This window comes from Methylobacterium sp. Leaf106, assembly GCF_001422895.1.
Classification (GTDB): Bacteria; Pseudomonadota; Alphaproteobacteria; order Rhizobiales; family Beijerinckiaceae; genus Methylobacterium; species Methylobacterium bullatum.
Window position 1 is genome coordinate 568,896 of record NZ_LMNB01000023.1, and the last position, 20,477, is coordinate 589,372.

Consider the following 20,477-nt stretch of genomic DNA (forward strand, 5'->3'; position numbering starts at 1 on the left):
ACAGCCTCACGCGAGAGCCGCCCGTGAAGAACTTCAACCTGTCCGAATGGGCGCTCGAGCATCGCTCCTTCGTCTGGTTCCTGATGCTGATCTCGATGCTAGCGGGCTTCCTCGCCTACGAGAAGCTCGGCCGCGAGGAAGACCCGCCCTTCGCCATCAAGACCATGATCGTGCAGGCGCGCTGGCCCGGCGCCACGATCAGCGACACGCTGGATCAGGTCACCGAGCGGATCGAGAAGGAATTGCAGCAGATCGACGCCGTCGATTTCAGCCGCAGCTACACCACGCCCGGCCAGACCACGGTCTTCGTCCAGTTGCGCGAGACGACGCCGCCGAAGACGATTCCGGGCATCTTCTATCAGGTGCGCAAGCGCATCGGCGATATCGGCAGCACCTTCCCGCAGGGGATCCAGGGGCCGTTCTTCAACGATGAGTTCGGTGACGTCTTCGGCAACGTCTATGCGTTCACCGCCGACGGTGTCTCGATGCGCCAATTGCGCGACTACGTGGAGCGGGTGCGGGCCGACCTGAAGAAGGTCAACAATGCCGGTAAGATGCAGCTCCTCGGCGCGCAGGACGAGGTCATCTACCTCGACTTCTCCACCCGCAAGCTCGCCGGGCTCGGCGTCGACCAGGCCGCCGTCATCGCGACCCTGCAGGCACAGAACGCCATCGCCCCCTCCGGCGTGATCCAGGCCGGCCCCGAGCGCGTCTCCGTGCGGGTCGGCGGCCAGTTCGTTTCCGAGGACAGCCTCAGGACCATCAACCTGCGGGTGAACGACCGCTTCTTCCGCCTGTCCGATGTGGCCGAGATCTCGCGCGGCTTCACCGATCCGCCCACCGCCCTGTTCCGGTTCGACGGCCAGCCGGCGATCGGCCTCGCCATCGCCATGCAGCCCTCGGGCAACCTGCTGACCTTCGGTCACGACCTCAAGGCGCGGATGAAGAAGCTCGAAGGCGAGCTGCCTTATGGCGTCGGCATCCACCTCGTCTCCGACCAGCCGAAGATCGTCGAGGAGGCTGTGGGCGGCTTCACCAAGGCGCTGATCGAGGCCGTGGTCATCGTGCTGGGCGTCAGCTTCATCAGCCTCGGCTGGCGGGCGGGGCTCGTGGTCTCGTTCTCGATCCCCCTCGTCCTCGCCGTGGTCTTCGTGGTGATGCAGGTGATGGGCGTCACGCTGCAGCGCATCTCGCTGGGCGCCCTCATCATCTCGCTCGGCCTCCTCGTTGACGACGCCATGATCACCGTCGAGATGATGGTCGCACGGCTGGAGGTGGGCGACACCCTGAAGAAGGCGGCGACCTTCGCCTACACCTCCACCGCCTTCCCGATGCTCACCGGCACCCTCGTCACGGTGGCGGGCTTCCTGCCCATCGGCTTCAACGGCTCGGCGGCCGGCGAATACACCTACAGCCTGTTCGTGGTCATCGCGGCCTCTCTCCTGATTTCGTGGGTCGTGGCCGTGCTGTTCGCGCCGCTCATCGGCGTGAAGCTCCTGCCGAAGACCATCAAGAAGCACCACGACAAGCCGAGCTTCCTGCTCCGCACCTTCCGCGGGTTGCTGCTGCCGGCCATGCGGTTCCGCTGGATCACCGTGGCCTTCTGCGTCGGCCTCCTCGGCCTGTCGCTCTACGGCATCCAGTTCGTGCAGCAGCAGTTCTTCCCGGCCTCCGACCGTCCCGAGATCCTCGTGGACATGACCCTGCCGCAGAATGCCAGCATCGCCGAGACCAAGGCGCAGATGGACCGGTTCGAGGCGACGCTGAAGGGCGATCCCGAGATCCTGCGCTGGAGCTCCTATGTCGGGCAGGGCGCGGTGCGCTTCTATCTTCCGCTGGACCAGCAGCTCGGTAACGCGTTCTTCGGCCAGATCATCGTGGTGACCTCCTCGCTCGAGGCGCGGGACAAGATGATCCAGAAATTTGAGGCGCTGGCGGCCAAGGAATTCGTCGGCACCGACGTCTTCGTCCACTCCCTCGACCTCGGCCCCCCGGTGGGCCGGCCGATCCAGTACCGGCTGAGCGGACCCGATCTCCAGAAGGTGCGCGGCCTCGCGCTCCAGCTCAGCAACATCGTGGCCTCGAGCCCGAATGTCGGCCTGCCGAACCTCGATTGGAACGAGCCCGGCAAGGTGCTGAAGGTCGACATCATCCAGGACAAGGCGCGCCAGCTGGGCGTCACCTCAGAGGATATCGCCGGGCTCCTCAACGGCATCGTCGGCGGTCGCTCGATCACGCAGGTGCGTGATTCGATCTACCTCGTGGACGTGGTCGGCCGCGCCCAGGCGGCGGAACGTAACTCCGTCGAGACGCTGCAAAGCCTGCAGGTGCCGCTGTCGAACGGGAGCGTCGTGCCCCTGCTGGCCTTCGCCACGGTGAGCTACGAACTCGAACAGCCCATCGTCTGGCGCCGCGACCGCCTGCCCACCATCACGGTGCGGGCGGCGATCGTCGACGACACCCAGGCGCCCACCATCGTCAACGCCCTCGATCCGGCCATCAAGGCGTTCGAGAAGACCTTGCCGGACGGCTACACCCTCGCGGTCGGCGGTGCGGTGGAGGAGAGCGCCAAGGGCAGCGGACCCATCGCGGCGGTGGCGCCGGTGATGCTGCTCGCCATGGCGATGTTCCTGATGATCCAGCTCCAGAGCTTCCAGAAGCTGTTCCTGGTGGCGAGCGTGGCGCCCCTCGGCCTCATCGGCGTGGTGGCGATCCTGCTGCCCTTCGGCAAGCCGCTGGGCTTCGTCGCCATCCTCGGCGTGCTGGCGCTCATCGGGATCATCATCCGCAACTCGGTGATCCTGGTGATGCAGATCGACGAGTACGACCGCGAGGGCTACGCCCCATGGGACGCGGTGGTGGAGGCGACCTGCCACCGGATGCGGCCGATCCTGCTCACGGCCGGCGCGGCGAGCCTCGCCCTGATCCCCATCGCGCGGGAGGTCTTCTGGGGGCCGATGGCCTACGCCATGATCGGCGGCATCATCGCCGCCACCTTCCTGACCCTGTTCTTCCTGCCCGCGCTCTATGTCGGCTGGTACCGCATCAAGGCTCCGAAGGGGGACCGCCCCGCGGGCGGCGCATCGACGGCCCCGGCGGCGGGCCATCACGCCGAGGCCTGATCAGGGCGCTGCGGCGCAGAGTACGGGCTCCAATGCCCGCATGACGCGGCGATAATCGGTGATGTGCAGAGCGTCGCGCAAGGCGCCGGGCAGGGCGAACCCGGTGTCGCCGTCGCGCAGATCCGCGTAGGGGTCCACGTACCGGCAGGAGAGGCGCCGGCACAGAGCCTCGATCCGCGCGGAGTACGCGACGACCGCCGCCGGTTCGAGGCGCTTTTCCACCGAACGGGAGATGGGCGGAACGGCGGCGACCACGACACGGTCGCTGCCGGCCTGCAGCCGCGTCACGATCCGCTCAACCGCGTCGTCGAAGCCCTGGGCGGTCCTGTCGGACAACGGCTCCTTCTTCCGCTGCAGGTCGTTGGTTCCGATGAAGACCACCACCGCGCGGGCGCGGGTCTTCACCGACAGCTTGGCCACGAGATCGGCATAGACCGAAGCCGATGCGCCGCTGATGCCGCCATTGACGATCTCCGTGCCGCAGACCCGCTGGGCCGGGCTCTGCAACTCGGCCTGCGAATCGCCGGCGAGGAGGATGTAGCCGTTCGGTGCATCGTCGAGATGGGCCTGGATCGAAGGCAGCCGGTCCGTGGCGTAGAGCCGGGCGTTGAGACGCGAGGGCTTCTCGACCCATCCGACGGTGAAGCCCACACCGAGGACGGCCAGCCCGGCAATGCCCAGACGCAGGGCCTTCATCGGGTTGCTCCCGGCACGTCCGATGTCTTCGATACCTCCGATGTCTTCGCCGTGCCGGCCCTGTCGACGGTGGCGCCCGGCCGCGAATCCGTCGTGGCGTAATAGGGCTTGATGTCGAGGAGCGGCGTGCCGTCGAGGCAGTCGAGCCCCCGGACGCTCAGGGTCGCTCCGTCGATGCCGAGGAGTTCCACCACCGAGAGCGCGATGGGGTTCGGGCGCGCCGGCGAGCGCAGGGAGAACGTGCCCCGGCTGCCCTCCGCATGGCGCGGCCTCTGGCGCACGATGTCCCGGGCGGCCCGGTCCATCCAGTAAAGCACGATGAGGTGGCTCGCCCCCTCCACGTTCTGCAAGCCGGGGGCGAAGGTGGCATCGACCTCCAGCGTGCAGATGGCGTCGGTCTGAAGCCCGTTCTTGGGGCATTCCGCGCGAGTCGCCCACGGGGTCCGGACACGGCCGATGAAGTAGAGCCCGGCATCGTGGGAGGCGGGCAGCGTGACGGTCTCTTCGCCGGGCCGCCGGTCGATCGGGTCGCTCATCAGACGCATCGGATTTGGAGAGGCGGTGCCCGGAAGACCCCCGAGCCGTTCGAAGCGACCATGTCGGACAACTCGCCCGCGTGCGCAAGCCGGTCGACAGCGAGCCGCCATGCGGGCCGCATCGTTCCATCGGGCGCCGGTGCGGTATAGATTCTTGCATATGGCCGTCGGCGGCACCGCTGGCCTTCGGGCCGAAGCCTTCCCAAGGAGAGAGCGTGACCACCAGCGAATGGCGCCCGATGGAATCCGTGGGCGATGCCGAGACCGCCGTCGACCGCCTCGCCGCTCTCTACGCGGGTGCGATCCAGTCGCTCCAGACCGCCCTGACCCGCTATCTCGACGGAGGCGCCGCGCCCGACCATGCCGAGCGGCTTCAGTTCCGCTATCCCGAGTTGCGGATCACCTATCACCCGTCCGGGCCGATCCCGCGTTTTTCCCGCGCGACGGCGAAGTTCCAGTCTCCCGGCACCTACGCCACCACGGTGACGCAGCCGGCGCATTTCCGGCCGTACCTGCTGGAGCAGCTGACGCCCCTGATCCGGGATTACGGTGCGACCCTCGAAGTCGGATTGAGCGCGCAGGAGATTCCCTATCCCTATGTGCTGGAGCCGGGCGCCAACCTCTCGGGCAGCGGGATCACGCCGCGCGATCTGGCCACCTACTTCCCCGTCCCGCTGCTCTCGGTGGTGGGAGACGAGATCGCCGACGGCCTCTGGGTTGCGCCGGCCGAAGAGCCCAAGCCCCTGGCGCTGTTCGACGCGATCCGGGTCGATTACTCCCTGCGCCGTCTCGTCCATTACACCGGCTGCGACTGGCGCGACGTCCAGCCGTGGATCCTGCTCACGAACTACCATCGCTACGTCGACGGCTTCATCCGGCACGGCTTGGAGCAGCTGGCCAGCGGCAGGGACGGCTACGAGCGCATGATCCTGCCCGGCGGCATCACCGTCTCGCGGGAGGAGGCGGCGGGCATCGATCCGGCGGCCCTCGTCGCCGCCTCGCCCTGGCACAAGTTCCAGATGCCGGCCTATCACCTCGTCGCGCGCGGCCCCGACGGGTCGATGCAGGGCACGACGCTGGTCAACATCGGCGTCGGCCCCTCCAACGCCAAGACGATCACCGACCATCTGGCGGTCCTGCGTCCGCATTGCTGGCTCATGGTCGGCCATTGTGGCGGGTTGCGGCAGTCGCAGACCATCGGCGACTACGTCCTCGCCCATGGCTACCTGCGCCGGGATCGTATCCTCGACGAGCTGGTTCCGCCGGACGTGCCGGTGCCGGCCCTGGCCGAAGTCCAGCTCGCGCTGCAGGCCGCGGCCGCCAGCGTCACCGGCGAGACCAGCGACGACCTGAAGCGGCGCCTGCGCACGGGCACGGTGGTGACCTACGACGACCGCAACTGGGAGCTCCGCTTCAGCCAGGAGCGGTGGCGGATCAACCTCTCCCGCGCCATCGGCGTCGACATGGAGAGCGGCACCATCGCGGCACAAGGCTACCGCCTGCGGGTTCCCTACGGCACGCTCCTCTGCGTCTCCGACAAGCCGCTCCATGGCGAGATCAAGCTGCCGGGCGCGGCCAACGCCTTCTACGAGCGGGCAGTGGCCGAGCACCTGCTCATCGGCCTGTCCGCCCTCGATATCCTCCGCGCCGACCGGAACGGCCTGCATTCGCGCAAGCTGCGCAGCTTCGACGAACCGCCGTTCCGGTAGGCCGCTCTATGCCGCGTTCAGTATTCTGGAGAGACCGACGATGAAGTCCCGGCCCGGATTGGTCCCGAGCTCGAACCGCTCCTGGTAGACAGCGAACATCAGGTCCCGCCGCCTGCGCGAGCGGGCCAGATCGGCGGCTGCCAGTGCTTCGGGCAGGTCTGCCAGCGTCACCTCGGTGCAGTAGCAGGGTGAGCCGGTCTGTTGCCGCCAGGAATCCGCGAGTGTGCCTGCATCATAGGCGTCGAAGCCCGAGTCTTCGACGAGCGCCATCGTCACCTCCCGGTCCCGGTCGCGGTCGGCTGCCACGGGGGCGGCGATGCGCTCCGGGTGGCCGGCGGGACGGCCCATCTCCTTCAAGGTCACGGAGTAGATCGAGTTCCACGCCTTCGCGATGGGACGACCGAGGCGCTCGGCGACCCAGGCGCTGTCCGCCTGACCGTTCTCGATCGCCTCGATCCGCTCGTCGCGCGCGGGAATGTAGTTCGAGGTATCGATCACCACGGACTCGGCGGGCAGTCCGGCGAGCAACGGCGCGAGGGCGGTGATGCCGCAGAAGGGGATCGAGAGGATGACCACGTCGGCATCCGCGACCGCATCCTCCTTCGTCACCGCCTGCGCTCCGGTGGACAGCACGTCGGCATCGATGGTGCGCGGATCACGCGAATTCGCGACCTTTACGCGATGCCCAGCGGCGCTGAGTGTCTTGGCCAGGGTACCGCCGATGAACCCGCTGCCGAGTATACCAATCTTCATATCGAACTATCCTAGGTTTCGCGTTGTCAGCTCTCAATTGCCGGAATGCACCGAACGGTTCATGGCGATGATGTCGGCATGGCTGGGGTTGGGACCGAGCTTTCCCATGAGGCCGTAGACCCGGATCAAGGTCTTTTGCGCCTCTCCCTTCACTGCGGCGAGCAGGGCCTTGTGCATCGTCTCCGCGTCGTAGTCGCAGCAATAACTCGGGGTGGCGGGCTGCTGACGCCAGGATTCCGCCAGCGACCCCCCATCCACCGGATCGAAGCCGACCTGGTCCACGATGCCCATCACGGTCCGCTTCGCCGCATCGTCATCGCCCGCCACGGCGACGGCGATCCGATCGGGCGCTCCCGCGGGACGACCGAGTTCGGCGAGCGAGTCGGCGAGGATGTTGTTGAACGCCTTGATGATCGGACGGCCGATCTGTTCCGACACCCAGACGCTCTCCGTCTTCCCGGCGTCGAGTTCCGCGATCTGCGGATCGCGCAGGCCGGGATAGTAGTTGCCCGTGTCGACGATGGGGGTCGCCTCGGGCAGGCCGTCGAACAGGTCCTTCGGCAGCTGCGCCACGGCGGGGAACGGAATCGACAGGATCACGAGGTCCGCGCCCGCGATGGCACCGTGGGCATCGGCGGGAGTCGCGCCGATCTCCTCGGCGAAGGCGCGCACGCCGTCGGGGCCCTTCGAATTCGCGACGCGGACCTCGTGCCCTGCCGCGCTGAGCTTGCGGGCGAGCGTGCCGCCGATGTTGCCGGTGCCGATGACGCCGATCTTCATGTCTGGTTCCTTTGCAGTTGGATGGATGGCCCCTCAGGGGGCGGTGATCGGGCGCGCGAGTCCGTCGAGCGTGCGCCGAAGCGCTTCGAGGCCGTCAGGGGTCAGCTGGCACGCCGTCCGGATCTTGTCGGGGATGCCGCGAAGCGCGTCTTCCATGGCCCGGCCATGCGGGGTGAGATCGATCAGAACCCGGCGTTCGTCGGACGCGTCACGCGTCCGCGTCACCACGCCGGCGGCCTCCAGCCGCTTGAGCAGAGGCGTCAGGGTGCCCGTCTCCATGTCGAGGCGGACACATAACTCGCCCACGGACAGCGGCGAGCCGTTCATCAATTCGAGGGCGACGAGGTACTGCGAGAATGTCAGCCCAAGCGGCTCGAGGAACGGCTTGTGCAGCCGCACCATGCGGTTGGCGGCGGCGTTGAGCGCGAAGGAAAACTCCGTCGCGATCCTCTGTCGATCACGGGTCATTTGTGCAGCTTGCTATCATGTAGTGTGCTGCACAAATGGGTGAGGCATGGTCGCTTGTCAATGGCGGGCGAACGAACCTACCGCTCGCGCCGCCACAAACCGGCCCGCTCGGAACGGGCCTGCTCCTCCGCCGCCAGAAGGTCCGACGGGGCATCCTCCGACGCGCGGGCACCGCCGGCAGTGAGGATGAGGGAGGCCAGATCGTCGCCGTCGATCTGGCAGCGCAGGCCCGCAGGCTGAGCCTCGTCGACCGTGCCGTTGGCCGCCGGCTCGCAGACGACTTCGCGCCGGCGCAGATAGCGGGCGAGTTGGCGCGCCAGGGCGCCGCGCTCGCCATCGACGCCCAGCAGGCGCACCGTCCGGCCTCGGAACGAGAGAGTGCCGGTATCGATCACCTCCGGCACGCCGCGCAACGCCCCGGCCGCACTGGTCTCTTTGGCGGCGGGGGCCGGCTCGGCGCGGGCGGCCGAGGGGCGCTTGCGCCGTGACGCCATCTGCACGGTGGCGCGCTGGGTAAAATCCTTGAAGATCGCCGCCGGCAGGTCGCCGCCGCCGACCTTGTTCATGGAGGAATTGTCGTCGTTGCCGACCCAGACGCCGACGACGAGGTCCGGGGTCACGCCGACGAACCAGGCATCGCGGTAATCCTGCGTCGTCCCGGTCTTGCCGCCCACCGCGAGGTTGGTGATCCGCGCCGCGCGCCCGGTTCCGCTATCCACCACGGCCTGAAGCGAATCGAGCATCATCGCGCGGCTCTCGCCCGGCAGCGGCGTCGTCGGTTTGGCGTCGGGGCGCAGGTAGAGCGGGTCTGGGCCGGGGCCGCGAATGGCATGGACGCCGTAGGTGTCGAGGGGCTGGGCGCTCGCCAGCACGCCGGCATAGGCCCGTGTCATCTCCAGCAGGGAGACTTCGGCCGAGCCGAGGGCGAGGCTCGGGACGTTGGGAAGGTCGGAGGTGACGCCGAGCTTGCGCGCGGTCTCGATCACGGAGGCCATGCCGATCTCGTCGGCCAGTTGCGCGGCGATGGTGTTGATCGATTGCGCGAAGGCGGTGCGGAGGGGGACCGCGCCCCGGAAACGGCCGCTTGCATTCTGCGGCTCCCAATCGCCGATCTGGATCGGCCGGTCCACCAGCACCGTCTCCGGCGAGAGGCCCTTCTCATAGGCGGTGAGGTAGACGAACAGCTTGAACAGCGACCCGGCCTGGCGCTTGGCCTGGGTCGCCCGGTTGAACTGGCTGTCCTCGTAATCGCGCCCGCCCACCATGGCGAGGATCGCGCCCTCCTTGTTCAGGACGACCATGGCGCCCTGGCTCGCCTTCTTCTTGGCCCCTTCCGCATCGAGCCGCCGGGCGATGACGCCCTCCGCCAGGCTCTGCAAATCGAGGTTGAGGGTCGTGCGCAGCGTGACGTCGCCGGCCGTGTCGGAGAGGCGCTTGGCGTCCGCCGACACCATGTCGAGGAAGTAGTTGGTGCCCGGCGGCGTCTCCGGCGGGGTGCGCAGGGTGATCGTCTCGGCGCGTGCCTTGTCGGCCTCGGCGGCGGTGATCGCGCCGGTCTCGACCATGGTCTGCAGCACGATGTCGGCGCGCTCCTTGGCGCCGCCGAAGTTGCGCGTCGGCGCCAATTGCGACGGCGCCCGGACGAGGCCCGCCAGCATCGCCGCCTCGGGCAGCGTCAGCGCCTTCGCGCCCTTGCCGAAATAGCGCCGGGACGCGGCGTCGATCCCATAGGCGCCGGCCCCGAAATAGGCGGTGTTGAGATAGCCGAGAAGGATCTCCTCCTTCGACATCGTGCTCTCCACGCGCAGGGCCAGGAACGCCTCCTGGATCTTTCGGCGCAGCGTCTTCTCCTGGGTGAGGGAGGTGAGCCGCACATATTGCTGCGTGATGGTGGACGCGCCCTCGCGCACGCCGCCGCTCACGGTGTTGCGCCAGAGCGCCCGCACCAGCCCGCGCGGGTCGACCCCCCAATGCGAGTAGAACCGCCGGTCCTCGATGGAGACCACGGCCTGGGCGAGATGAGCGGGCATGTCCGCCGCCGTGAGCTTCTGGCCCTGGAAGGCGCCGCGCGTGGCGAAGACCCTTCCGTCATCCGCCTCCACCGTGAGGGCGCGCTGGCCGCCTTCCGGCACCACCCCGCCGAGCGGGGGCAGGGTCGCGAAACTGTAGAGGACGAGGCAAGCGACGAAGACCAGCGGCAGGGCGAGGGCCGCGAGACCGGCGGCGAGGTAGGGCCGTTGCCGCAGACGGCCGCGCCAGCCCGATTGTGGCGTCTGCGCCGCCGGAGCGATCCCTGCCGCAGGCGGAGTGCCCGTGTCGCTCGTCCGCGCGGAGGCGGCGCGCGCACTGAGCCTCGAACCGAGGGTGCCGAGCATCCGCCTCGCAGCGCGCCCCGTCGAAAGCGAGCCCCGCGCGAGGCCGCGTAAGGCCGTGGCGAGGAGGAAGCCGAGATGCCTGAACAGGACACGTGCCGCCTGCCCGGCTTCGCGGGCGGCGGTTCGGGCATCCGGCACGTCAGGGGCCTTCGGCCGTTCCGGTTCTTGATCTGTCATCGGCCGCCGGTCGTCATCCAGGAGTGCAGGTCCCGTCGGCTTACCGTCGGCGCTGATTTGGCGGTTCTAGACCGGAAAGAACCGTGGACGCCATGCCGGAAGCGGCATCGTCACGCCCTTTGGTCCCGTGCAGCCCGAGCGCCGAATCTCCTCCGAAGCTCTACTCTCTCGGCAAAGCCTCGGTCACCTGCATCCGCTGGGTCGGGGCCGAAACGCGCAGGCTGGCATCGAGGAGGGCCGAGGCCTGGCTCGGATCGCTGTTCGTCCCCGGGTTGACGTCCTGGGTGCCGACCAGGGCGGTGACGCCTTCATATTGGTCGAGCCGGCGGTCGATCATGTCGCCGAGGCGCTCGCGGACTTCCGCGACGGTGAGGCTGCGGCGGTGCTTGCCGGTCTTCGCGGTGAAGAGGCTGCGGTTGGCGCGGGCTGCGGCGCGGAAAGCCTGCTTGGCCACGAGGTCCGGGTTGTCGTCGCTCAGCGTCAGGAACTTGCCGGCGCTCGACGTCCCGAGGAAATGGGCGAGATAGAGTTCGGAGGTCTTCAGTTCGCGGCCGATGCGCTGCTCGATGCGGGCGCGGTCGCGCTTGATCAGTTCGCCGGCCATGAGGGCTGCCACATAGGGGTCCTGCCGAAGGCGCAGCACGCGGGTGCGGGTGGCTTCGTCCTGAATCGTGATGGCGCTGCCGCGGCCGGTGATGGCGTTGGCCTCGGTCTCATAGCCGTAGCGGGCGCCATAGGTCCGCACCAGTTCGAGCCAGGTGGCGGAGAGGAACTGGAACAGGCCCTCGGCCGAAGAGGTCGAGGCCTTCACGGTGGTCGAGAAGCTCGATTCCTTGTCGGCCAGCGCCATCATGTAGACCGGATCGACCCCGGTTTCGGACGACGCCTTCAGGATCGTCTCGACGATGTCGCGCGGGACATTCATGTCGCCGAACCGAAGCACGTCCCGGCCGTCGCTCTCGCGGCTCTGGGGAAGAGAGGCGAGGTCGTTCTCGATCAGGCTGGCCGTCGCAGGTTCCTGGTCGAGGAGGGGAACCCCATCCCAATCCGTGGGTTTGTCGATGGTGGTTGCCGCGAAATCGTTGGCGACGTAGGCGCGGATGTCGATGCGGTCATGGGCGGTCGCTGCCGGCGCCAGTGCGCTCTGTGGCAAACCTGAGCCGAGCAGCAGGCCGATTGCGATCTTCGCGACAGTGAGTTTGGCCGATACCGTGGTGCATGCCTTTTTCCTGCCGTGAAGGGAACCGGGCTTCAGCCAAGCCACCGTCTCGTCACGATCCAGGGTCTCGTCAGGCACGAGACAGCACGCGTCGTCGGCGCGGTGCGCCGGCTCCGGGAAAAGCCCCATCATTGTTCCTTGTTCGTGCCGCGGCGTTCTAGGACGCGGCTTCGATCAGTTCAGCGAGCGGACATCTCGCTGGGAGCTGTGACCACATTGGGACAGCTCCGTGATTCAAGCGTGGCACGCTTAAGGAACGGTTAAGGCTATGATTTAACGATATTTTAAGTAATCGTTCGGACGCGGTTCAGAGAGGCCGCGTCAAAAAGGCATTCTGGCCGGGGTTGGAACGAAGGCTCCGTAGCCCAGTTACGATGGTCCCAGAGGGCGATTTCGAAACATCGACGAGACGCGCCCCGATGGACCCATTGAAGGAAGCCTTTTTCCAATGAGCATGCAGACCGGTCGCCGCGTCGGCGTTGCCTTCGTCGGTATGGGTGGCGCTGTCGCCACCACCGCCATCGCCGGCATCGAGATGATCAAATCCGGATCGAACCGCCTCGACGGGTTGCCTCTCGCAGGCCTCTCGGTTGCCGGATTGGCCGATTACAAGGATCTCGTTTTCGGCGGCTGGGATCTCAACGACGACGATCTCGCCTCGGCCGCCACCGGCCACGGCGTGCTCACCAAGCAGGATATCGAGAACGGCGCCCAGGTACTCAAGGGCATCAAGCCCTGGCCGGCTGTCGGCAGCGCCAAGTTCTGCAAGAACATCGAGGGTGCCAACCGCATCGTCGCCGCCGATCACCGCGAGGCCGTCTCCGTCATCGCGAACGACCTTCGTCGTTTTCGCCTGGAGAGCAATCTCGACGAGGTCGTCGTGATCAACCTCGCCTCCACGGAACGTTGGCCCAACCTGGACGCGCCCGCACTGAACTCCCGCGACGCTTTCGAGAAGGGTCTCGATTCCAGCGACGAGGCGATCAGCCCGGCGATGCTCTACGCCTATGCGGCGATCCAGAGCGGCGTGCCCTATGCCAACTTCACCCCGAGCGTGGCCGCCGACATTCCGGCCCTGCTCGAACTCGCCCGCGAGAACGGCGTGCCGTTGGCGGGCAAGGACGGCAAGACCGGCCAGACCATGATGAAGACCGTCCTGGCGCCGGCCCTCAAGGCCCGCGCCCTGCACGTGGATGGTTGGTTCTCCACCAACATCCTCGGCAACCGCGACGGTCTCGCCCTGAACGACAAGGATTCGCTCCAGTCGAAGCTCAACACCAAGGGTACGGTGCTGGATTCGATCCTCGGCTATCCGGTCGAGGACCATCTGGTCCACATCCACTATTACCGTCCGCGTGGCGACGACAAGGAAGCCTGGGACAATATCGACGTCACCGGCTTTCTCGGTCAGCGGATGCAGATCAAGGTCAACTTCCTCTGCAAGGATTCCATCCTGGCCGCACCCCTTGTGATCGAGATCGCCCGCGTTCTCGACCTCGCCAAGAAGCGCGGCGAGAGCGGCCCCCAGGAGCAACTGTCCTCGTTCTTCAAGGCGCCGATGGTCGCCAACGGCCATGGGCCGGAGCACGATTTCGGCAAGCAGCAGCACATGCTGCTCGAGTGGCTCGGCGGCCAGCAATGACCTCGTCCGATACGGGGGGCGGCATGGCCGCCCCCTTCGCCTTGCGCGAGTTGTTCGTCGAACTCAACGACCTCAAGCGCGTGCATTCGGCCGGGCGCATCGGCTCCATCGCCGAGCGGCTGTTCGCGCAAGGCTGGTCGGCCCTGACCGGTGGCGCCGATCCCGAGACGGTCGCCATCGACATCACCGCCAAGGCGCTCGCGGCCTCCCGGCTCTGCGACCTCGACGCCGCTTTCCTCGCCTCCACCGGTCTCGGCGAGGCGGAGATCGGCGACGTTCTGACATCCGGACTCGACGCCGTCACCGCCACGGTCGACCCCGAGCTGAAACGGCGTATGGCCGTCGCGTTGCGCACGAACGGGGTGGTTCATGGCGGTCCTTTACCGGGTTTCGTGGCGGCACTGAGCCACCAGCCGAGGGCCGGCGTGACCTGTCCCGGCAAGCCTCGCATCCTGCTGGAGCCGCCCGAGAACCATGCCGAACATTGCCTGATGGTGGCGGTCTACGGGGTCGTGCTGAGCCCGTTCTACCGGGCCGACCCTACTTTGGTTTTCCTGGCGGCCATGAGCCACCACTTCCACAACGCGGCGATGCCCGATGCCGGTTTCACCGGCGAAATGCTGCTCGGCGACCACCTCGCTCCGATCATGGCGCGGACGACGCAATGGGCTCTCGACGAGTTGGACGCCCCCTTGCGCGAGACCGTTGAGCGGGCGCGCGCCGTCCTGCCCGACGATGCGACGGCCGAGGGTCGCGCCTTCCACGCGGCCGATTGCATCGACCGGGTTCTCCAGATTTCCCAGCACCTTAAGGCCGCGTCCCTCACCATGACGACCGTGCTCGACGACATGGAGCTGGTCCATGCCGGCCCGGTGAAGGGCTTCCACGACCGTGTCCTCAGGGACATGCGAATCCCGTGATGGTTTGCAGCGGCAGGATGGGCCGCGTGTCATGATTCCATTCGACCTCCTCTCCCCTCACACGGGGCACGCGCTCAAAGCCGACACGCCGCATTCCCTCCGCGATGTGGAGACGAATGCGCGCTGGCCCGTCGTGGACGGCATTCCCTACCTCCGGACCGGGCGCGACGACCTCGTCGAATCCACGCTCGCCTTGCTCGACAACGGTCAGGACGATCTCGCCCTGGAAGGTCTGCTTGCCGACCAGGACGATTGGTGGACCGGCCCGCCGGCCGATCCCCTGGACCTCCATGCCCTCGTCCGCGACCGCAGCAAGGCCAGTCTGCGGGACGCCGTGCGTCTTCTCGGCTGGGGTCGGGTCGGCGATTACTTCCTGCATCGCTGGAGCGACCCGACCTACCTCGCCGGGCTGACGCTCCTCGAGGCGCATTGGAACGACCCCCTCTGCGTCTTCGAATTCGCCTGCGGCATCGGCCATTATCTGCGCGAGATCCAGGCGCGCGGCGTCAAAGTAGCGGGCGCCGACGTCGTCTTCGCCAAGCTTTGGGTGGCGCGCCATTGGGTCGTCGGCAAGACGGCGCAGTTCGTTTGTTTCGATGCCGGCTCGCCGCATTGGCCGATCCCGGGTGCGCCGGTGGATCTCGTCGTCTGCAACGACGCGTTCTACTTCCTCGACGACAAGCCTGCCGTGCTCGAATGCCTCCGCCAGAATGCCGGCGACGATGGCTGGCTCGTTCTCAGCCACATCCACAATTCCGAGCGGCCGGGCTTCTCGGCCGGTCGGGCGGTCTCGGCGGACGAGATCGAGGAGCTGTTTCCGGACGCTCTCGTCTATGACGACGACGAACTCACCCGCGCCCTCGTCGAGAAGCGCGCGCCGTCGCCACGGCGCCCGGCCGACCTGCGACATGTGGAGGCGTTCTCCGTGGTCGCCGGCGCCGGAATGAGGCCAGCCCCGCGCGCCATCCTCGATGGTCTGACCTGGCCGACCGAGGGAACGTCGCTTCGCCTTAACCCGCTCTATGAGCCCGACCCGGCAGGCGGCTACACCGTCGCTTGGCCCTCCGAACGCTACGAGTCGGAATACGCGTCCCGGGTGACCTATCCGTTGCATTCGGACGGACCCGAGTTCCTCGATTGGGTCGGCGGCGAGCAATCGCCCCACGAGGACCGTGTCCGTCGCCGCGAGTTCGTCGACCTGCCGGAGCGCTGGTGATGGGCGATTCCATCGGTTGGGGCATCGTCGGCTACGGCTGGGTCGCGCGTGATTACATGGCGCCCGGCATCCGCGCGGCGGGGCATCGGCTCGTTGCCGTGTCTGATCCCGGAGAGGCATCGCGCGCTGCCGCGGAGGCGGAAGGCGCTCGCGCTCATGCCGACATCGCCGGTCTGCTCTCGGAGCCGGAGGTCGAGGCGGTCTACGTGGCGACCCCGAACCACCTCCACCGAGAGGCGGTGGAGGCCCTCGCCGCATCGGGCAAGGCGGTGCTCTGCGAAAAGCCGATGGCGGCCTCGCTCTCCGACGCCGAGGCGATGGTCGCCGCGGTTGGCAAAGGCGGCATCTTCTACGGCACCGCCTTCGACCAGCGCCATCACCCGGCGCACCGGGCCATGCGCGACGCGATCCGCCAGGGCCGCATCGGCGCCGTCACCACCATCCGCGTCGTCTATGCCTGTTGGCTCGACCGCGCCTGGACCTCCTTCGCCGGCCAGGACAATTGGCGCATCGACCCGCTGAAGGCAGGCGGCGGAGCGCTGATGGATCTGGCACCCCACGGCATCGACCTCGTTGATTTCCTCCTCGACGAGTCCATCGAGGACATCGCCGCTCTGACCCAGGCGAGGGCGCAGGATTACGCCGTCGACGACGGCGCGCTTCTCATCGGCCGTACCGGCTCCGGCATCCTCGCCAACCTTCACGTCGCCTACAATTGCCCTGATGCGCTGCCGCGCCGCCGCCTCGAAGTGATCGGCACCAAGGGGGCCCTCACCGCCATCGACACGATGGGGCAGGTGGCGGGCGGCACGCTCAGCCTCACCGACGGTGTCAGCGGGCAGGCGCAAGCCCTCTCCTTCGACGCAGAGGCCTCGCCCTTCCTCGAACAGGTCCGCGCCTTCGGCTGCGCCCTGCGCCGGCCCGCCGAGCGCGACGCCTACAGTGCCGAGCGCGACCTTCACACGATGCGGCTCCTGGCGCGGGCTTACGAAGGTTGCCGGACCGCTCGGGTCAATGGGGACTAGAATGCGGACCGCGACGCCTACTTGCTTCCCACCCCGGATCTCATCCTGAGGTGCTGCGAAGCAGCCTCGAAAGAGACTTCCAGCGATCGCTCTCGGTCCCGGAGGCCTCCTTCGAGGCCGCAGCGACGCTGCGGCACCTCAGGATGAGGTCGATGGGTGGGACTATCCTGAACTGAGGGACGACCGACATGAGCGAACACGATCAGGACGCCCGGGCGCGCGACCCGCGCATCAAGTCTCCCCGGCCCTACACCTATGGCAGCCCGCGGGTCATCGAGGGGCTGCCCGCGTCGCTGCCCGAGCCCGTGCGCGCCTATCTCGACATCCTGCCGAAGGGGCGCATCGTCGGCTTCCCCCTGGCCCCTCTCGACCGGACCGGCATCCCTGTCTGGTTCGTCTCGCTATTCCTCGACGATCCGTTCTTCGTCGGCGCCATGCCGAGCGGTATCGGCTACGGCGCCACCGACGACGAGGCGCTGATCGGCGCGGTCGCCGAAATCGCCGAGAACCTGATGCCATCGCTGGCGGTCATGCCGCGCAAGAAGGAGCGAGGCTCCTACCACGACCTGACCAAGGTCTTCGGCATTGGTTCAGTCGCCGATCCGCTCACCCTGTGTCTGCCCGCCGGCTCCTCGGTTGGCCGCGACACGGTGCTCGAATGGACACCGAGCGTCCGGGCGCGCACGGGCGAGACCGTTCTGATGCCCCTCGACATCGCGGCCACGGACTATTTCGAACTGTCGGAGGGCTACAAGCCCTTCACCAACCTCATCACCAACGGCCTCGGCGCCGGGCCGGATGTGGAGTTCGCCCTCGGCCACGGCCTGCTCGAACTGCTCCAGCGCGACGGTAACGGCCTCCTGTTCCGCGCCCTCGACCAGGGCGTGATGCTCGATCTCGACGGGATCGGCCCGGAAAACAGGGCTATGCTCGCTCGTCTCGACGATCTCGGCATCCGGGCGCTGCCGAAATTCGCCACCGACCAGTTCGGTCTCACCAACATCTACGTCGTCGGTCACGACCGGAACCCCGCCGACGCTCCGGTCCCCGTGGCCCTCTCCGCCTGCGGCGAGGCCTGTGATCCGGACCGCGAGCGGGCTCTGCGCAAGGCGCTCCTCGAATTTCAGGCGGCCCGCGTGCGCAAGGCCTTCGGCCACGGCCCACTTTCCTTCGCCGAACGGGTGACGCCGCTGGGCTACGTCAACGCCTTCATCCAGAAGGCTCTGCCGAGCCTCGATCTGGAGGAGAGCCGCGCCCTGAAAGCCATGCTCGAATGGATCGTCCTGCCGCCGGAGGGGCTGCGCGACGTTCTGAAGGACACGGTCTATTCCGAGCGCAGCACCAAGGCGTTCACGGACCTGCCGACGACGGAGGCCCCCGATGGCCATGCCCGTGGACGGATCGCCCGCGAGCGCCTCGAAGAGGCCGGGTTCGACGTTCTCTACGTGGATTGCTCTCCGCCAGGCGGCAGCGTCGGTGTGGTCAAGGCGATCGTACCGGGGCTGGAAGTCGAGACGATGAGCTATCACCGCATCGGCGAGCGCAACGCCGCCAAACTGATCGAGCGGGACCATCCGCTGATCACGTTCGGTGAGGCCAGCGAGACGAAGCTCCCCGTGCGTCTCACCCCCGAATCGCTCGATCGTCTCGGTGGCCAGCCGCTCTTCGACGTGGCCCTGGCAGACGAGATCGTCGGGCGGCATTACCCGCTTTACCGCGAGCCGGAATCGCATCACGCGCCGTTCCGCCTCGAACAGCAGGGGAGGGCGGCATGACCCTTCGTTTCGCCTACAACACCAACGGCACGGCCAACCATCGCCTGGACGACGCCATCGATCTCATCGCCGATGCCGGCTACCAGGGCGTGGCACTGACCCTCGACATCCACCATCTCGATCCGTTCGCCGAGAACTGGGCCCAGGAGGCCCAGCGCGTGTCGAGCCGGCTGCAACGGCTCGGCCTCGGCAGCGTCATCGAGACCGGTGCCCGCTTCCTCCTCGACCCAAGGGCAAAGCACGAGCCGACCCTCGTGAGCGCGGACGCTTCCGGGCGCGCCCGGCGCATCGGGTTCCTCAAGCGGGCGGTGGACATCGCCGTAATCCTGCATTCGGAGGCGGTGTCGTTTTGGGCCGGCGTTCCGAGATCCGGCATCGACCGGGACGAGGCCCGCCTCTGGCTCGGCGATGGCGTCGCCGAGATCGTGGCTTATGCCCGTGAGCAGGGCATCGTCGCCTGCCTCGAGCCGGAACCCGGCATGCTGGTGGAGACCCTGGACGATTTCGCCGCCTTGAACATCGAAGGCTTGAGGCTCGCCCTCGATACCGGCCATTGCCTCGTGACCGGCGAGCGCGATCCGGCGTTGGCCGTGGCGGAATTCGCCGACGTCATCGGCACCGTCGCCATCGAGGACATGGCGCGGGGCGAGCATATCCACCTGCCCTTCGGTGAGGGCGACATGGAGGTCGCCGGTGTGCTCGATGCCCTCGACGCCATCGGCTTCCAGCGCCTCGTCTGCGTCGAACTCTCCCGCGAGAGCCACCGCGCCGACGTCATGGTGCCGAGATCGCTGGATTATCTGCGGACCTGCCGCAACCACAAGGCAGAGGTGAACGCGTGAGGATCTGCTTCGTCAGCCGCCGCTACTTTCCGGCGATTTCCGGCATGAGCGTGTACGCGCAGAACCTGCTGCGCGAACTGGTTGATGCCGGCCACGACGTGACGATGATCAGCCAGTACCGGGGCGATGCATTCGGCACCCGCGTCTATGGCGGTGGCCCGCCGCCCTCAGTACCGGGTGTGCGCGTCATCGGCCTCGAACAGGTCGGCGAGCAGACGAACGGCGATTTCGAGCGCGACATCGAGACGATGGTGGAGACCGTCGTGGCCGAACACGCGCTTCAGCCCTTCGATCTTCTCCACGCCCAATACGGCTATCCAACCGGCTGGGCGACGCTGCTCGCCTCGAAGCGGATCGGCGTTCCCAACGTCGTCTCGATCCAGGGCGGTGACGGCCATTGGGTCGGGTCCTGCTGCGAGACCCATCGCGTCGCCATGTGCGAGGTGCTGGCCCATGCCAACGCCCTCCTCATCGGCGGCCGCTCCTTCGTGGAGGAGGTCTGCGACCGGCTGGGCTCCGACCCGGACCGCTTCACCATCGTGCCCGGCGCCGTCGACACGGCGCGCTTCACGCCCGGTGTCGCCGGGCATGCGGGGCCGGTGCGGCTGTTCTATCACGGCCGGGTCGACCGCCGGAAAGGTGTCCTCGACTTCATCGACGCGCTCGGCCTGCTGCGTTCGCGCGGGGTCCCGTTCGAGACGATCGTCTCCGGCATCGGGCCCGACGTGGATTCCTCGAAGGCCCGTGCCGCCGAGCTGAACTTTTCCGAGGCCGAGATCCGCTTCACCGGCTACGCGGATTACCACACCGTGCCCGACCTCTACCGGCAGGCGGACGTCTTCGTTTCGCCGACCTATGCCGAGGGCTTTTCCAACACCATCCTGGAGGCCATGGCTGCGGGGCTTGCCGTGGTCTCGACCCATGCGGTGGGCGTGTCCGACTGCTTGCGCGACGGTGAGAACGGATTGCTGGTCCAGCCCGGCGACGTGGAAGCCCTCGCCGATGCGCTCCAGCGCGTCATCGAGGACGAGCCTTTGCGCCGGCGTCTCGCCCGGGATGGGCTCGACGAGTGCCGCCGCGTCTATTCCTGGACGGCGGTCGGCCGCCAGATCATGGACGTCTATGCCGAGGTCGCAGGCGAGCGGCCCCGGACTGACTTCGTGGACACCCTTCCGCATGATCCCGCCTGCCGGTTCCGCGCCGAGCCCCACCTGCTCTGACC

The 20,477-nt window shown here is 67.6% G+C and carries 16 protein-coding genes; 9 read left to right on the plus strand and 7 right to left on the minus strand.

Going from position 1 to position 20,477, the window contains the following annotated elements:
* Positions 1–23: 23 nt before the first annotated feature.
* Positions 24–3,122 carry an efflux RND transporter permease subunit gene (locus tag ASF34_RS14415; RefSeq protein WP_056161814.1) on the plus strand — a complete coding sequence of 1,033 codons (3,099 nt, stop codon included), beginning with the start codon at positions 24–26 and terminating at the stop codon, positions 3,120–3,122.
* On the opposite strand, the gene ASF34_RS14420 is transcribed toward ASF34_RS14415, so the two are convergent.
* Positions 3,123–3,818 (minus strand): SGNH/GDSL hydrolase family protein, encoded by a 696-nt coding sequence (locus ASF34_RS14420; protein ID WP_056161816.1) that lies wholly within the window; start codon positions 3,816–3,818, stop codon positions 3,123–3,125.
* A complete protein-coding gene (tsaA, locus tag ASF34_RS14425; RefSeq protein ID WP_018044965.1) occupies positions 3,815–4,354 on the minus strand; it encodes a tRNA (N6-threonylcarbamoyladenosine(37)-N6)-methyltransferase TrmO in 540 nt (179 codons plus the stop codon). The genes ASF34_RS14420 and tsaA overlap by 4 nt, the downstream gene beginning before the upstream one ends.
* Positions 4,355–4,593: 239 nt before the next feature.
* Between tsaA and ASF34_RS14430 the strand changes: the two genes are divergently transcribed.
* Positions 4,594–6,063, plus strand: coding sequence for an AMP nucleosidase (locus ASF34_RS14430; protein ID WP_056161819.1), 1,470 nt, complete (start codon positions 4,594–4,596; stop codon positions 6,061–6,063).
* A 6-nt stretch (positions 6,064–6,069) separates the two neighbouring features.
* Here ASF34_RS14430 and ASF34_RS14435 read toward each other — a convergent pair whose 3' ends face one another.
* The 5 genes from ASF34_RS14435 to ASF34_RS14455 form a co-directional block, all read right to left on the minus strand.
* Positions 6,070–6,816: an NADPH-dependent F420 reductase gene (locus tag ASF34_RS14435; protein ID WP_056161821.1), complete on the minus strand. Its 747-nt coding sequence runs from the start codon at positions 6,814–6,816 to the stop codon at positions 6,070–6,072.
* A 33-nt stretch (positions 6,817–6,849) separates the two neighbouring features.
* Complete coding sequence (locus tag ASF34_RS14440) at positions 6,850–7,596, minus strand: NADPH-dependent F420 reductase (RefSeq protein WP_018044962.1); 747 nt, start codon at positions 7,594–7,596, stop codon at positions 6,850–6,852.
* 33 nt (positions 7,597–7,629) lie between these two features.
* Positions 7,630–8,064 (minus strand): MarR family winged helix-turn-helix transcriptional regulator, encoded by a 435-nt coding sequence (locus ASF34_RS14445; RefSeq protein WP_018044961.1) that lies wholly within the window; start codon positions 8,062–8,064, stop codon positions 7,630–7,632.
* A 77-nt stretch (positions 8,065–8,141) separates the two neighbouring features.
* Positions 8,142–10,616 carry a PBP1A family penicillin-binding protein gene (locus ASF34_RS14450; protein WP_056161823.1) on the minus strand — a complete coding sequence of 825 codons (2,475 nt, stop codon included), beginning with the start codon at positions 10,614–10,616 and terminating at the stop codon, positions 8,142–8,144.
* A 160-nt stretch (positions 10,617–10,776) separates the two neighbouring features.
* Positions 10,777–11,967 (minus strand): transglycosylase SLT domain-containing protein, encoded by a 1,191-nt coding sequence (locus tag ASF34_RS14455; protein ID WP_082494176.1) that lies wholly within the window; start codon positions 11,965–11,967, stop codon positions 10,777–10,779.
* Positions 11,968–12,283: 316 nt separating this feature from the next.
* Here ASF34_RS14455 and ASF34_RS14460 point away from each other — a divergent pair, with 316 nt between their 5' ends.
* The 7 genes from ASF34_RS14460 (at position 12,284) to ASF34_RS14490 (ending at position 20,475) form a co-directional block, all read left to right on the plus strand.
* Complete coding sequence (locus ASF34_RS14460; protein WP_018044958.1) at positions 12,284–13,477, plus strand: inositol-3-phosphate synthase; 1,194 nt, start codon at positions 12,284–12,286, stop codon at positions 13,475–13,477.
* Between the two features lie 23 nt (positions 13,478–13,500).
* Complete coding sequence (locus tag ASF34_RS14465; RefSeq protein ID WP_056161825.1) at positions 13,501–14,397, plus strand: hypothetical protein; 897 nt, start codon at positions 13,501–13,503, stop codon at positions 14,395–14,397.
* Between the two features lie 31 nt (positions 14,398–14,428).
* The gene (locus ASF34_RS14470) at positions 14,429–15,613 is read left to right on the plus strand and encodes a class I SAM-dependent methyltransferase (protein WP_056161826.1); all 1,185 of its coding nucleotides are present in this window, start codon (positions 14,429–14,431) and stop codon (positions 15,611–15,613) included.
* Entirely contained in the window at positions 15,613–16,638 is a 1,026-nt protein-coding gene (locus tag ASF34_RS14475; RefSeq protein WP_056161829.1) for a Gfo/Idh/MocA family protein, read from the plus strand. Before ASF34_RS14470 ends, ASF34_RS14475 begins: the two co-directional genes overlap by 1 nt.
* Before the next feature lie 188 nt (positions 16,639–16,826).
* Complete coding sequence (locus ASF34_RS14480) at positions 16,827–18,413, plus strand: YcaO-like family protein (protein WP_056161831.1); 1,587 nt, start codon at positions 16,827–16,829, stop codon at positions 18,411–18,413.
* On the plus strand, positions 18,410–19,255 hold the full coding sequence (locus ASF34_RS14485; RefSeq protein ID WP_056161833.1) for a sugar phosphate isomerase/epimerase family protein: 846 nt from the start codon (positions 18,410–18,412) through the stop codon (positions 19,253–19,255). The genes ASF34_RS14480 and ASF34_RS14485 overlap by 4 nt, the downstream gene beginning before the upstream one ends.
* Complete coding sequence (locus tag ASF34_RS14490; RefSeq protein WP_056161835.1) at positions 19,252–20,475, plus strand: glycosyltransferase family 4 protein; 1,224 nt, start codon at positions 19,252–19,254, stop codon at positions 20,473–20,475. The genes ASF34_RS14485 and ASF34_RS14490 overlap by 4 nt, the downstream gene beginning before the upstream one ends.
* The last annotated feature ends 2 nt before the right edge of the window (positions 20,476–20,477 follow it).

Excerpts from the sequence above, each read along its gene's own strand:
- ASF34_RS14420 (WP_056161816.1), bottom strand. The coding sequence starts at position 3,818 with ATGAAGGCCCTGCGTCTGGGCATTGCCGGGCTGGCCGTCCTCGGTGTG.
- tsaA (WP_018044965.1), bottom strand. The coding sequence starts at position 4,354 with ATGAGCGACCCGATCGACCGGCGGCCCGGCGAAGAGACCGTCACGCTG.
- ASF34_RS14430 (WP_056161819.1), top strand. The coding sequence starts at position 4,594 with ATGGAATCCGTGGGCGATGCCGAGACCGCCGTCGACCGCCTCGCCGCT.
- ASF34_RS14435 (WP_056161821.1), bottom strand. The coding sequence starts at position 6,816 with ATGAAGATTGGTATACTCGGCAGCGGGTTCATCGGCGGTACCCTGGCC.
- ASF34_RS14440 (WP_018044962.1), bottom strand. The coding sequence starts at position 7,596 with ATGAAGATCGGCGTCATCGGCACCGGCAACATCGGCGGCACGCTCGCC.
- ASF34_RS14445 (WP_018044961.1), bottom strand. The coding sequence starts at position 8,064 with ATGACCCGTGATCGACAGAGGATCGCGACGGAGTTTTCCTTCGCGCTC.
- ASF34_RS14450 (WP_056161823.1), bottom strand. The coding sequence starts at position 10,616 with ATGACAGATCAAGAACCGGAACGGCCGAAGGCCCCTGACGTGCCGGAT.
- ASF34_RS14455 (WP_082494176.1), bottom strand. The coding sequence starts at position 11,967 with ATGATGGGGCTTTTCCCGGAGCCGGCGCACCGCGCCGACGACGCGTGC.
- ASF34_RS14460 (WP_018044958.1), top strand. The coding sequence starts at position 12,284 with ATGAGCATGCAGACCGGTCGCCGCGTCGGCGTTGCCTTCGTCGGTATG.
- ASF34_RS14465 (WP_056161825.1), top strand. The coding sequence starts at position 13,501 with ATGGCCGCCCCCTTCGCCTTGCGCGAGTTGTTCGTCGAACTCAACGAC.
- ASF34_RS14470 (WP_056161826.1), top strand. The coding sequence starts at position 14,429 with ATGATTCCATTCGACCTCCTCTCCCCTCACACGGGGCACGCGCTCAAA.
- ASF34_RS14475 (WP_056161829.1), top strand. The coding sequence starts at position 15,613 with ATGGGCGATTCCATCGGTTGGGGCATCGTCGGCTACGGCTGGGTCGCG.
- ASF34_RS14480 (WP_056161831.1), top strand. The coding sequence starts at position 16,827 with ATGAGCGAACACGATCAGGACGCCCGGGCGCGCGACCCGCGCATCAAG.
- ASF34_RS14485 (WP_056161833.1), top strand. The coding sequence starts at position 18,410 with ATGACCCTTCGTTTCGCCTACAACACCAACGGCACGGCCAACCATCGC.